Origin of the sequence: Chryseobacterium camelliae, assembly GCF_030818575.1 — a bacterium.
GTDB lineage: Bacteria > Bacteroidota > Bacteroidia > Flavobacteriales > Weeksellaceae > Chryseobacterium > Chryseobacterium camelliae_A.
This window is the reverse complement of sequence record NZ_JAUTAL010000001.1, coordinates 3236241-3250140: the sequence shown is the minus strand read 5'-3', so window position 1 is coordinate 3250140 and position 13900 is coordinate 3236241. Positions and strand designations below refer to the sequence as shown.

Below are 13900 nucleotides of genomic sequence, written 5' to 3'. Positions count from 1 at the left end.
CGGCTTACAATCCTCTTCTTTAGTTAAGAATATATAAACAAAGAATTACTCATCAATCATCACTCATCGCTTATCACTTATCTTTCATTACTCATTACTCATTACTCATTACTCATTACTCATTACTCATTACTCATTACTCATCATCTGTGTAGTGCCTCAATGTGGATAAGTATGTTATTCTTTGTAAGTAATGGTATTCCAGTGTTCTATGGGCTCTATTTTCCCACAGTGTAAAATAAATATGAACTTTATGTTAAATAAATTTGGAAGATGTGGTTGGTAGTTTCTATCTTTGCCCCACTGAAAACGAGAGTAGATCAGTAGCGCAGAAGAGCTTTTAGATAAGCGGTATTATTTTATTAGAACTACTTTAAAGAGGTACATGTATAACGGATTATACTTTAAAAACTTTTTCAGAAAAAAGTTGTGAGGAATAAAAAGTTTTGTATCTTTGCAGTCCCCAATTGCGGGGAGCGCAGGAGTAGGTTGATAGAGAGTTAAGAGAGGGTTAAGGTTAAGAAAAAAACTTTAAAATTTCTTTCAAAACATTTGGTCATTAAAAAATAAAGTTTTACTTTTGCACTCGCAAATACGGAATGAAACACTGACAGAAAGAAGTAGTTTTGTATAAAGCGGAAGAAATGAAGATCATTGACATACAATATAACAACCAAGTAAGGAAAAAACTAAAGCGTTAAAAAACTTTGAGTGAGTCAAGACAAACATACAATGGAGAGTTTGATCCTGGCTCAGGATGAACGCTAGCGGGAGGCCTAACACATGCAAGCCGAGCGGTATTTGTCTTTCGGGACAGAGAGAGCGGCGTACGGGTGCGGAACACGTGTGCAACCTGCCTTTATCTGGGGGATAGCCTTTCGAAAGGGAGATTAATACCCCATAATATATTGATTCGCATGGATTGATATTGAAAACTCCGGTGGATAGAGATGGGCACGCGCAAGATTAGATAGTTGGTGAGGTAACGGCTCACCAAGTCGATGATCTTTAGGGGGCCTGAGAGGGTGATCCCCCACACTGGTACTGAGACACGGACCAGACTCCTACGGGAGGCAGCAGTGAGGAATATTGGACAATGGGTTAGCGCCTGATCCAGCCATCCCGCGTGAAGGACGACGGCCCTATGGGTTGTAAACTTCTTTTGTACAGGGATAAACCTACTCTCGTGAGAGTAGCTGAAGGTACTGTACGAATAAGCACCGGCTAACTCCGTGCCAGCAGCCGCGGTAATACGGAGGGTGCAAGCGTTATCCGGATTTATTGGGTTTAAAGGGTCCGTAGGCGGATGTGTAAGTCAGTGGTGAAATCTCACAGCTTAACTGTGAAACTGCCATTGATACTGCATGTCTTGAGTAAGGTAGAAGTGGCTGGAATAAGTAGTGTAGCGGTGAAATGCATAGATATTACTTAGAACACCAATTGCGAAGGCAGGTCACTATGTCTTAACTGACGCTGATGGACGAAAGCGTGGGGAGCGAACAGGATTAGATACCCTGGTAGTCCACGCCGTAAACGATGCTAACTCGTTTTTGGGTTTTCGGATTCAGAGACTAAGCGAAAGTGATAAGTTAGCCACCTGGGGAGTACGTTCGCAAGAATGAAACTCAAAGGAATTGACGGGGGCCCGCACAAGCGGTGGATTATGTGGTTTAATTCGATGATACGCGAGGAACCTTACCAAGGCTTAAATGGGAATTGATCGGTTTAGAAATAGACCTTCCTTCGGGCAATTTTCAAGGTGCTGCATGGTTGTCGTCAGCTCGTGCCGTGAGGTGTTAGGTTAAGTCCTGCAACGAGCGCAACCCCTGTTACTAGTTGCTACCATTAAGTTGAGGACTCTAGTAAGACTGCCTACGCAAGTAGAGAGGAAGGTGGGGATGACGTCAAATCATCACGGCCCTTACGCCTTGGGCCACACACGTAATACAATGGCAGGTACAGAGGGCAGCTACACAGCGATGTGATGCGAATCTCGAAAGCCTGTCTCAGTTCGGATTGGAGTCTGCAACTCGACTCTATGAAGCTGGAATCGCTAGTAATCGCGCATCAGCCATGGCGCGGTGAATACGTTCCCGGGCCTTGTACACACCGCCCGTCAAGCCATGGAAGTCTGGGGTACCTGAAGTCGGTGACCGTAAAAGGAGCTGCCTAGGGTAAAACAGGTAACTAGGGCTAAGTCGTAACAAGGTAGCCGTACCGGAAGGTGCGGCTGGAACATCTCATTTTAGAGCGTCTTTCGGGACGATAAACAAAATTAGTGTCTTAATGACACAAGAACTTACTTAAAGTTCAAGCTTTAGTTTTTTTATTGGTTGCTATATATAATAGATGAATGATAATCGATGAGTGATGAAAACATCACTAATCAGCCATCAATTACCTATTATATAAAATATAAACCCACTAGAAATTAGTAACGGGAAAGAGATTGAGAAATGAAAGAAGGTAATGCGGTATGAAAATATCAATTATTACTGATCAATCATCACTCATAACAGAGTCTCGTAGCTCAGCTGGTTAGAGCGCTACACTGATAATGTAGAGGTCGGCAGTTCGAGCCTGCCCGAGACTACTAATTATAGGGAATTATAGATTATAAATTATAGATTTTAGAATATAACGCAAGTTTGATTTAAAATTTATAATCTAGAATTTAAAATTTCTACTAGAGGGGAATTAGCTCAGCTGGCTAGAGCGCCTGCCTTGCACGCAGGAGGTCAAGGGTTCGACTCCCTTATTCTCCACGGATTATACGAAGTACGTGAGTACAAGAGTATAATGTAAGCGGGTAATAAAAGGATATGTGTATTCTACATAATGACGGAGCCGTCATTAATACATATTACTTGATTACTTAATTACAAGCAAAAAGATCATTGACATTAACGGTAAAGACATCACAAAGAGAAAACCGAGCACTTATAAGTGCTTGAGTAACCTAAAAATAGGAAAGAAATCGTTAAGGGCGTATGGCGGATGCCTAGGCTTTCAGAGGCGAAGAAGGACGTGGTAAGCTGCGAAAAGCTCGGGGGATTGGCACACACGAATTGATCCCGAGATGTCCGAATGGGGCAACCCGGCATGTTGAAGACATGTCACCTCTTAGGAGGAGCAAACCCGGAGAACTGAAACATCTAAGTACCCGGAGGAAAAGAAATCGAAGAGATTCCGTAAGTAGTGGCGAGCGAAAGCGGATTAGCCCAAAAGCTTTTATATGTTTAATAGAATGTTCTGGAAAGAACAGCCATAGAGGGTGATAGCCCCGTATATGAAAGGCATACATAAGTGATAAATGAGTATGGCGGGACACGTGAAATCCTGTCTGAATATGGGGGGACCATCCTCCAAGGCTAAATACTCCTGAAAGACCGATAGTGAACAAGTACTGTGAAGGAAAGGTGAAAAGCACTTCGAATAGAAGGGTGAAATAGAACCTGAAACCGTACGCCTACAAGCGGTCGGAGCAGATTAATTCTGTGACGGCGTGCCTTTTGCATAATGAGCCTACGAGTTAATTTTACTAGCGAGGTTAAGGACTTAAGGTCCGGAGCCGGAGCGAAAGCGAGTCTGAATAGGGCGCATAGTTAGTAGGATTAGACGCGAAACCTTGTGATCTACCCATGGGCAGGTTGAAGCTCTGGTAACACAGAGTGGAGGACCGAACCGGTTGACGTTGAAAAGTCTTCGGATGACCTGTGGGTAGGGGTGAAAGGCCAATCAAACTGGGAGATAGCTCGTACTCTCCGAAATGCATTTAGGTGCAGCGTCGTATATAAGTTTATTAGAGGTAGAGCTACTGATTGGATGCGGGGGTTTCATCGCCTACCAATTCCTGACAAACTCCGAATGCTAATAAATGTTCTACGGCAGTGAGGGCATGGGTGCTAAGGTCCATGTCCGAAAGGGAAAGAACCCAGACCAACAGCTAAGGTCCCTAAATATATGCTAAGTTGAAACAACGCGGTTGGACTGCATTGACAGCTAGGATGTTGGCTTGGAAGCAGCCATTCATTTAAAGAGTGCGTAACAGCTCACTAGTCGAGCGGTCCGGCATGGATAATAATCGGGCATAAGCATATTACCGAAGCTATGGGATTAATTAAATTAATCGGTAGGAGAGCATTCTATCGGCGCCGAAGCAGTATCGTGAGGTATTGTGGAGCTTATAGAAAAGAAAATGTAGGCATAAGTAACGATAAAGGGGGCGAGAAACCCCCTCACCGAAAGACTAAGGTTTCCTCAGCCATGCTAATCAGCTGAGGGTTAGTCGGGACCTAACGCGAACCCGAAAGGGGTAGTGGATGGACAATGGGTTAATATTCCCATACTTGCTCACACTAAAAAGGGGACGGTTCAATGTAGCTACTGGAGACTGACGGAATAGTCAAGGCCTAGCCTTCGGGCGAAGCTGCTGTAGTGAACTTGGATCCAAGAAAAGCCGAAGTGAAGCAACCCGTACCAAAACCGACACAGGTGGTCGAGGAGAGAATCCTAAGGTGCTCGAGTGAGTCGTGGCTAAGGAACTAGGCAAAATAGTCTCGTAACTTCGGAAGAAGAGACGCCAACAGCAATGTTGGCCGCAGTGAAGAGGCCCAGGCGACTGTTTATCAAAAACACAGGACTCTGCTAAATCGAAAGATGCTGTATAGGGTCTGACACCTGCCCGGTGCTGGAAGGTTAAGGAAGGGCGTTAGCGTAAGCGAAGCGTTTGACTGAAGCCCCAGTAAACGGCGGCCGTAACTATAACGGTCCTAAGGTAGCGAAATTCCTTGTCGGGTAAGTTCCGACCTGCACGAATGGTGTAACGATCTGGGCACTGTCTCAGCCACGAGCTCGGTGAAATTGTAGTATCGGTGAAGATGCCGATTACCCGCAATGGGACGAAAAGACCCTGTGAACCTTTACTATAACTTCGTATTGACTTTGAGTAAGTAATGTGTAGGATAGGTGGGAGGCTTTGAAGCAGGCACGCTAGTGTTTGTGGAGCCAACGTTGAAATACCACCCTTTACTTACTTGGAGCCTAACTTCTTTCAGAAGGACATTGCGTGGTGGGTAGTTTGACTGGGGTGGTCGCCTCCAAAAGAGTAACGGAGGCTTTCAAAGGTACCCTCAGCACGCTTGGTAACCGTGCGTAGAGTGTAATGGCATAAGGGTGCTTGACTGTGAGACCAACAAGTCGATCAGGTGCGAAAGCAGGACATAGTGATCCGGTGGTTCCGTATGGAAGGGCCATCGCTCATAGGATAAAAGGTACTCCGGGGATAACAGGCTAGTCTCCCCCAAGAGCTCACATCGACGGGGAGGTTCGGCACCTCGATGTCGGCTCGTCACATCCTGGGGCTGGAGAAGGTCCCAAGGGTTGGGCTGTTCGCCCATTAAAGTGGCACGCGAGCTGGGTTCAGAACGTCGTGAGACAGTTCGGTCTCTATCTATTGCGGGCGTTAGATGTTTGAGAGGGCTTGATTCTAGTACGAGAGGACCGAATTGAACAAACCTCTGGTGTATCAGTTGTACCGCCAGGTGCACCGCTGAGTAGCTATGTTTGGAAGAGATAAACACTGAAAGCATATAAGTGTGAAACTCGCCTCAAGATGAGACATCTTTTAAGGGTCGTGGGAGATGACCACGTTGATAGGCTACAGGTGTAAAGTTGGTAACAGCATAGCCGAGTAGTACTAATTACCCGTAGATTTATAGCCTATAAGGTTGCATTAAGCTTAAAGCATTATGCTGTAAGCCAAGCCTTATAAGTGCGCTACTGGTTTTGCCTTTGTGATGAAATTTACCGATAAAAAGCAGTATGCTTTATGCTGTAAGCCTTATGCTTATAGCCTACTGCCTACAGCTATATACGACCTTTAGGGTGGTTTTAGCGGTGGGGCTCACCTGTTCCCATTCCGAACACAGAAGTTAAGCCCACCAGCGCCGATGGTACTGCGACAAGCGGGAGAGTAGGTCGCCGCCAGTTTTTTTAATCAACCTCATACAGCAATGTGTGAGGTTTTTTTGTGCCCTGAAGTCAGGGAGGACAAAAGAATCAAGACACAAGAATCAGGAGCCAAGACATTAGACACAAGAGCCAAGAGGCATATGAAGGATAATAGACTTCAGATATCAGATGCTAGACAACAGACAGCAGACTTAAAATGCAAGAATCAAGAGCCAAGAACCAAGATACAAGAATCAAGAACCAGGACTCTACCCTATGATCTAAAGAGAAGGTTAGATAATAGTTACCGGATCCAGGAGAAATAGATATTGATGCCTGTACTTCCTGAATTGAGGAGAAAGATTTAAGAAAGATAAATAATAAATAGAAAGATGTAAGTAAAATCCTCTTCTACATCCTACAATCACCCACTATACTTAATTACCCATTACTTATTACTTATTACTCATTACTCTAAGACCCTAAAACTCTCCGACTCTCAAACTCTATCTCACTACAACCCTAAAGCCTTTAAAGAAAACTCCTCAAAGCGCACCAATAGTAAAAACAACCCTACCTTGATAAGTTGCAGCGGGTATAGTTACAGAAACACCGGCCAGTTCAAGCTGTATAGGAATATTTGAGTAAGACGCCAATGAAAGTACTGCCTGGACCCTGAATAATTCTGTACTGGTAAGGGTAATATTCTGATATGTCGTTCCACCGGAAATGGTACATAAAACACAAGTGGTTGTCCCGTCTCCCGTTCTCCGTGTGCGTAGTATGAGTGAATTATTCCACGTGGGATTGGCTTCGTAATGCACTGAGACTTTTCCGCTTCCCAATAGCAGAGGAACACTTACCGATAATAAAATCTGGTTCGCTGCACTTTCATAAGTTCCCGAATAGTTATTCCCGGCTTCCGTGATAGCGGGTATCGCAGGAGCCCAGTTATTGCCGCTAACCGCTATAGTCATCTGCTGCGCATTGATCATATGGATCCCTAGCAGCAGAAGCATTGAAAAAAAGTGCATAGTAGTATTGCGTTCTTTTTTAAGTTTCATAAGTATTTCATTCGCTGATTGTATAAGTGATGGTCACAGGAACAGCAGTAATGGCTGAAAGATTGGCATAATTACTTGTGACCAGTGCAATGCTTATGCGGTGGCCATTATTGGCTCCGTTTCCCGTAAATGCTCCTCCAATCCCACTGATAATAGTAATTGGTGTAGTACCAAGCGTTACCTGGGCTGAGGGTGTTCCTAATGCGCCTCCGCCTGTGCCGGAAGCTGCAGCTGCCTGTAGTCTGATATTAACTCCCGGAATCGTCTGATTGACGGAAGCCGTTACATGCCTGCTTACACCTCCGGAAACAATTGCAGAAGTATAATTGATCCATTTAGTTGTATTGATCGTTGGGGATATAATTGGTCTGCCGGCATCTGCAGGAGCCGTAAAACTCATACTGATATTTCCTGTGGGTTCAACATCTAACAAAGTAACAACAGGAAGTGTTACACTAACAGTCCTGTTTCCTGTAGATTGAGAATAGCATTCGGTATAAAAGAATGGAAGGAGCAATATCAGTAAGCGTATCATATTTTTCATAGGCGATTCTTTGTTTGATTATCCTACTTTAATATTTTCCTGCTGATACTTTATTTCAGGCTGCTGCCTGAAAACATCAATCCTGAGAGCTTTTATTTCCGATGATTTCAAATTGACTTTAAAACTCTCCGATGTTATTTTAAAGCGTTTGTCCAGGCCATTTCGATATACTTTAATATTCCATTCGCCGGGCCGCAGATAAGTGAAATCAAAACGTTCTCCCAGTAGAACTACTTTCCTGTATGATTGTTCACCGTTGGAAGCTTCTATAATAATACTTCCTGTTTTCTTTTTATTTAATTTGTTGGCCGGGATATGGGCAAAACTCACCTCATGTTCTCTGAATACAACCTCACCACGGATTTCTGCGGCAGACACAAGCCCGAAATTATATATATTTTCTTTATTGACAAGATGAAGCGATGCCGGAAAGCTGACGTCAGGAATATCCTGCATTGCAGTTGTAGATCGGTCTATAGACAGAAGGTAATCTCCGGGGACAATATTCCTGAATATAAAATCTCCGTTTTTATCCGTTATGGTCAGATGCCCGCCCAGCAGCAACCGGATACCGTGTATGTTTTTTACTCCCAGGTTCCGGATGTTTCCATGAAGCGTTACATACTCAGCAATTTTCCGGACAGGAATGTTCATCCGTATAGTATAGCGTGCGGAAAGAATAAAGTCCTTATGCCCGAGTTCACCCCGTTGTAAAGTGTAACGTCCGGAAACATCCAGATCATGCCCGGAAAAAATTTGCTGATGGCAAAGAACTTCAAACAGATTTCTGTCCCTGAAATATTCCTCCGGAAGATAATTATTCTGGTAAAACAGGCTGAAATATGTTTTTTCGGAGAAACGGCTCATGATCCGTGCTCCATAATATACCTGTTCCTGATTCCTGTACTGGTACCTTGATGCTAATGAGTAACTGCCATAAAGATTAAAAGAGGTTTTAAATTTTTCAAAGCTGATATTGGCGGTATAAAAACTGGAGCTTCCGGTAAATCCGGTAAGAAAGTTTTTCGTCTTCCCAAACTGTCCCTCCAAACTGACCTGGAACATACCCAGCTGCTGGTCAATACCTACGCGCAGGAATTGTTCAGCATAATCAAACTCTCTGGGTTCAAGACGGTCTTCATACCGTTGAAAGCCATTGGAAAGCCTTAAAGATCCGTTTTTCAAATACTGATACTGTATGCCATATTGCAGGAATTTCCTGTAAGGCGCGGCAAGAAATAGCGTATCTCTTTGAAAATTTCTTGCATCCTGTACATAATTGGCAAATATGTTCAGCTTCTCCGACAGTTTATATTGCACATTACCGTTAAACGTACTCGTATTGTTAAAATATCCGGCAAAGTAAGGACTTGCCTTCATATATAGGGCATTACCGGTAAATTTTGTAAAATTAGCCTGTACCTGTAAAAGATAGGCGGTGCCGTCAGTATTTCCACTCCTGCTGTAAGAAAGTTCATTGGAAAATGTAAACTGAGGCGAAAGTTTAAATTTTCCGATTAGATAGGGTAGATGGGATTCGGAAGTTAGGATCACATTATTCATGCTGATGACATCAGCATCTTTTCTGGGGATTTTATAAAGATAGCCAGCGGCAATCTCAGACTCTTTGCCGATGAGAATCCGGGAATATACATTAAGTTCTTCTTTAATATCCCTGAAAAATCTCGGATGATTATAAAAGCCTCCCAAGCTTATCTTATTAAAATCAAATCTGACTTCTGCACCTCGGCCATACCGGGCAAATTCAGTAAGATAGGAAGAGGAATAGGTTTTGTCACCCAAATGCACCAGGAGATTATCCCGTTTATAGTTGATGAAATATTCTTCATAAGGAGTAAAAGAATTGAATTCAACAGGGTTTTTTGAAATTCCACGAAACTCAAGAATGTCTTTGCCATCTTTATCAAAGCTGCCTTTACCGTAGATTTCTCCCTGAAAACCACTTTCAAGGTCTCCCTTATTTCTCATACTTACAAATGCACCGGATAAAGAAACAGGAAACCTGTGATAAATATCCTCTTCTGCCGGCTGGATGGCAATCAGCTGTGTGGTTGCATATAAAGTCTGGATCTGCTTAGGAGCTCCTTTCGGATAGACCGACAGGTCAAGGTTTAGAAACTCATTTTTCTTAAGGTCAGCCTTGGTCAGCTTCTTAATATGTATAATTTTTGAATCCCCGGGTGAAAGTATTATGAATGCTTCCGTATCTGTCACTGCATTTTTACTTTTAACAATAATTTGTTCTTCCATATTACCTGTATTTTTAAGAAGGAAAGAAGCTGTTATGGTCTCTCCTGCTTTTACAAATTCCGGAGCATCGAGAACGCTAAAGGCTAAACTGCTCTTTCCGGAAACTATAATATCCCGCTTTTTAATAAAGCTTTCATCACTGGCTTCACGGAAACCCTGTATAATAATGCTGTATATTCCTTGCAGGGTGTCTCCGGCGATGCGTAATGGCACCAGATATACGCTACTGCTGTGGGGTGAAATTGTAACATGGTTTTCTTTCAGGATGGGAATAATATGCGGGCTGGATGACTCTGCCTTTACAATGAAGTTTTTTTTAAGGTCACTTTTGTTTTCTATCATAAACGATACGGAAGTAGAGCTCCCGGGTACCAAACTATCTTTTGCGGCAAACATCCCTCCGGATGATTGGGAAAAAGAAAGTACCGGAAATAAAAATATTGTATATGGGATCCAAGATTTAATCATTCTTGATATCTAGTTCCACATTCAAGGCAAATGCATTTTCGTTTTCATCTGTAGCCAATAAAACAGCGCTGTATCGATCCGGAGGTAATTTACCTGCATCAATGTAAAACGATTTTGAGGTCTGTGGAAGTAATCCCATGGGTAAAGTGGAAAATTGTCCTGCCTTATCGCCGTTGGTTTTATGGTACATTTCAATGGATACTGTAGGTTTGCAGTAAAGGTTACCTTTATTGGCAATGGCAACCATGATAATGGATTTCCCATTTTCTTTCTCAACTTTTACTCCTTCAAATCTAAGTTCTTGCTTTGCATTTTCAGGGCGGTGATCCGTAATCACCTGTATGGCATAGCGTACTACCGATGAAATACTGATTCCGGCCTCGTTCTGGCCCGGTATGGGATCATCTACCGGTTCCACCATAATTACACTCCAGTAGCTGCCGTCATCATCTGCTGAATCCGGGACACTAATCTCATAATAGACTTCAGTTTTTTCCTTGCCCTTCAGAGTTACATAATTGGTGTTCAAATGGATCCAGGCTGCATTGGTTCTCTGATAGCTGTTCGGTGCAGTATAGCTGATCGAACCGTCTGCAGAATAAGTAAAATCCTGAAGAAACAGCTTGACATTCTGGGGAGTTACAGACGTATTTTCAATAGCAATCTTGCCTTTGTATACCTGGCTTTTTTCTACGGTATAATGATGGGTAAGTCCATTGAGAATAACAATATTGGCTTTTAATAAAAACATAGGTGAGAATATGCTGAGCCAAAAGAATATATGCTTTAACATTTTAATGTAAAGTTTAGAATGAATGATAAGAAGAATGAGAAGCAAAGCAAATGCTTTCTTCCGGAGTAAATTATGGTGTCATTACGGAAATCAGTTGTCTGAAATCGTATACGTTACTGTGGCTACTGCAGTTGTGGTGGATTCCAGGTCTGCATAGGAAGCTACTGTGCCGGTTCCGCTTCCCGGAGCTAAGGCATAAGTAAGATTATGCCCGTTATTGGCCCCGTCACCTGTATACGCACTTCCGATTCCGGAAATGATGGTCTGGTCTGCTGCACTCAGAGTAATCTGTCCGGCAGACGTTCCTAATGTTCCGCCTCCGGCTCCGGTAGCGGCGGCAGCGGTTACCCTGATATCAATCCCGGGAATAAGGGCATTAAGGCGAACTGATACATTACGCGTGGCATCCGTAGCCGATTTAATAGAGGAGTAGTTAAGCCATAAGGTATTATTGCTTCCGGTGGGCGTAATCGGTAATCCTGCTTCAGTAGGGGCAGTGAAGCCCAAAGTAATGTTTTTGGTGGCAGCAGGCTCAATGTCTACTAGTGCAACTTCAGGAATAGTAATTCCAACGGTGTGCGTATCAGTGTTGGTATCCTGGGCATTGGCGAGGGAAACTGCCACAAAAATTAAAGACAGCCCCAAAGAAAATTTGGTGATTCTCATACAATTTGGTGTTTAATTCACCGTAAAGTTAATAAAAAAATAACAATATGAATATTTTAGTAAAGATAATTTTAGGTTATTTTTATCTTTTTTTAAACTGTTGTTATTTTTAGTAAGATATTTATTCCTATTGGTGTTTAAACCATGGTAAAGAATAAATATTAGCTTTAAAGATTATTTTTTTTGTAGCCAGTATTTTTTAAATTAATAAATATTTATATTTATTATTAATTTGAAAATATATACAATTGTGTATTTTATTAATATTAATATTTATTTTGATTTATTTTTTTTATAAACTATATTGTACAATAATGAAATAATTCATCACTCTATTAGAAGTAAAACAAGAATTATTAAGGTGGGTGATTAGATAAAATAAGAAAATCTTACACTATTCAGTGCAAGATTTAGAAATATAATCTTAAATGATGTTACAGCCAGTGCGGGTCAGATACCGATGGTTTTCCGGTTTCAAGGCGTCCTGCAAACTGCCAGACCGTATTTCCTGAGCAAACCCTCAGATCATACCAGCTTTTAGTTTTACGAAGGTTGAATGAGATATACTCTTCATTTTGCTTCATAGAAACGGTATGCTTATTTTTTTCATAAAGATCTTCTATAGCAACTGAATGAACGGTGTTACCTACTTTTTTCATGAGCAGTTCCACTTCATTCTTTGAAGGATGGTGAATCAATGAAACCGTGATCTCAGGCTTATCCTCCCCTTTAAATAATCTGTAAAAACCATTGGGGCCAAAAACCTCATATTCATAAGGTTCAGCATGCATCGGGTGCAGCAATTCCTGACCGGCATACAATGCATAAGAAAAGTAAAAATTATCAGCGTCAAGTTGCTTTCTGTTATAGATGATCAAAGGAACGGCTCTTTCCTTTAAATTAGTCATTCTGATGGCCTGGTCTTCCAGATTGACATGATAGTTGTAAGGAAGTGCATGAGAGGGTTTCAGCCCGCGTTCCTGAATGTCCAGTAGATTGCGGCTTAACTCGTGCTCCTGATACCATTTCAAATCCGGGACAGGTTTATTTCTCGCAGAATTGATGGTCCGGGCATACGTTTTCTGGTCCAGGTATTCCATTGGCGGGATCTTGGTGTCGGAAGAATTGAATGCCGATGTCAGATCTCCGCATATAGCCCTTCTCCAGTCACTAATATGATCTGCAGTAACATCTTTATTGAATTTTTTCCGGATGAATTGCTCCAGAAACTTCAGTACGGAAGTATGGTCAGAAACCTCAGAGTTTACAAACCCTCCTTTCGTCCAGGGCGAAGCAATAATCATCGGAACCCTGTATCCTAGGCCAATTGTTCCTTCTATTTTTTCATAATCTCTTAGGTTCCTGGTGGACATGTATTCCTGTGCCCGGTTCACATATTCCACACCGTCTGCTCCATTCATATCAACAGGCTGGCTGGGATTTACAGGAGGTGCAAAAGGCAGGACATGATCGAAATAACCGTCATTTTCATCATAATTGATGATGAAGATTGTTTTTTTCCAGGTTTCAGGATTTTGAGTGAGGATATTCAGCACTTCGGAAATATACCATGCTCCGTACCAGGGGGAACCCGGATGGTCAGAAAAATGCTCAGGTGCAATAAGCCAGGAAACCACAGGAAGCTGTTTGGTTTCGACATCTTTTCTGAACTGGTACAGAACATCGCCTTTGGGGACGACCAGTTTGTTTCCGTCCTTATCCTGTCCTGTTTCCAGATTCCAGTAATCCGGATCGCCGGAATTAATGGTAAATGCTTTTTCATGAAGATTTTTTTCAGCCTGTGATAGATCTGCGTAGCGGTCCGGATGATATTTGATCTTATCTTCCTCCAGTTCACTGATCATAGTATTGAACTTTTCCTTCTGCTCCGGGTTGTTTTCAGCTTCTGTCTTCAGGTAAGCGATGATATTCGGAATATTCTGGTAATAGCCTTTGGAGAATTTTACATGGAACCTGGAAAACCATTCGAGGGGATTGTCCGTAAAATTGCCCAGCCAGGCTTCCTGCTCACCGGACATCCCTTTGGGCAGGCTGATCTCATTCTGGTAAACTTTCCACGGAATTTTTTGTTCCTCTAAAATTTCAGGAAAACTTTTCCATTTGGCCTGACGGTCCTTATCA

General features: G+C 42.5%; 6 protein-coding genes, 2 tRNA genes and 3 rRNA genes. 5 read left to right on the top strand and 6 right to left on the bottom strand.

The window, feature by feature from the left end; genetic code table 11:
• Positions 1-729: 729 nt before the first annotated feature.
• The 5 genes from QE404_RS14845 (at position 730) to rrf (ending at position 5991) form a co-directional block, all read left to right on the top strand.
• A 16S ribosomal RNA gene (locus tag QE404_RS14845) occupies positions 730-2246 on the top strand.
• A 273-nt stretch (positions 2247-2519) separates the two neighbouring features.
• A tRNA-Ile gene (locus QE404_RS14840) sits at positions 2520-2593 on the top strand.
• A gap of 98 nt (positions 2594-2691) precedes the next feature.
• Positions 2692-2765, top strand: a tRNA-Ala gene (locus QE404_RS14835).
• Between the two features lie 205 nt (positions 2766-2970).
• Positions 2971-5722: ribosomal RNA gene (locus tag QE404_RS14830) — 23S ribosomal RNA — on the top strand.
• A gap of 160 nt (positions 5723-5882) precedes the next feature.
• Positions 5883-5991 (top strand): 5S ribosomal RNA (gene rrf / locus QE404_RS14825).
• The 16S, 23S and 5S rRNA genes sit together here with 2 tRNA genes alongside, the layout of an rRNA operon.
• 506 nt (positions 5992-6497) lie before the next feature.
• Here rrf and QE404_RS14820 read toward each other — a convergent pair.
• The 6 genes from QE404_RS14820 to QE404_RS14795 form a co-directional block, all read right to left on the bottom strand.
• Positions 6498-7016: a hypothetical protein gene (locus QE404_RS14820; protein ID WP_307451740.1), complete on the bottom strand. Its 519-nt coding sequence runs from the start codon at positions 7014-7016 to the stop codon at positions 6498-6500.
• Between the two features lie 7 nt (positions 7017-7023).
• The gene (locus tag QE404_RS14815) at positions 7024-7560 is read right to left on the bottom strand and encodes a hypothetical protein (protein WP_307451738.1); all 537 of its coding nucleotides are present in this window, start codon (positions 7558-7560) and stop codon (positions 7024-7026) included.
• Positions 7561-7578: 18 nt separating this feature from the next.
• Positions 7579-10299 carry a COG1470 family protein gene (locus tag QE404_RS14810; RefSeq protein ID WP_307451736.1) on the bottom strand — a complete coding sequence of 907 codons (2721 nt, stop codon included), beginning with the start codon at positions 10297-10299 and terminating at the stop codon, positions 7579-7581.
• Positions 10292-11050: a WxL protein host-binding domain-containing protein gene (locus tag QE404_RS14805; RefSeq protein ID WP_307451734.1), complete on the bottom strand. Its 759-nt coding sequence runs from the start codon at positions 11048-11050 to the stop codon at positions 10292-10294. The genes QE404_RS14810 and QE404_RS14805 overlap by 8 nt, the downstream gene beginning before the upstream one ends.
• Positions 11051-11182: 132 nt before the next feature.
• Entirely contained in the window at positions 11183-11758 is a 576-nt protein-coding gene (locus QE404_RS14800) for a hypothetical protein (RefSeq protein ID WP_307451732.1), read from the bottom strand.
• Positions 11759-12192: 434 nt separating this feature from the next.
• Complete coding sequence (locus QE404_RS14795; RefSeq protein WP_307453970.1) at positions 12193-13797, bottom strand: alkaline phosphatase family protein; 1605 nt, start codon at positions 13795-13797, stop codon at positions 12193-12195.
• Between the last annotated feature and the right edge of the window lie 103 nt (positions 13798-13900).

Coding starts and splice junctions, on each gene's coding strand:
- QE404_RS14820 (WP_307451740.1), bottom strand. CDS start 7,016: ATGAAACTTAAAAAAGAACGCAATACTACTATGCACTTTTTTTCAATG.
- QE404_RS14815 (WP_307451738.1), bottom strand. CDS start 7,560: ATGAAAAATATGATACGCTTACTGATATTGCTCCTTCCATTCTTTTAT.
- QE404_RS14810 (WP_307451736.1), bottom strand. CDS start 10,299: ATGATTAAATCTTGGATCCCATATACAATATTTTTATTTCCGGTACTT.
- QE404_RS14805 (WP_307451734.1), bottom strand. CDS start 11,050: ATGTTTTTATTAAAAGCCAATATTGTTATTCTCAATGGACTTACCCAT.
- QE404_RS14800 (WP_307451732.1), bottom strand. CDS start 11,758: ATGAGAATCACCAAATTTTCTTTGGGGCTGTCTTTAATTTTTGTGGCA.
- QE404_RS14795 (WP_307453970.1), bottom strand. CDS start 13,797: ATGTCCGGTGAGCAGGAAGCCTGGCTGGGCAATTTTACGGACAATCCC.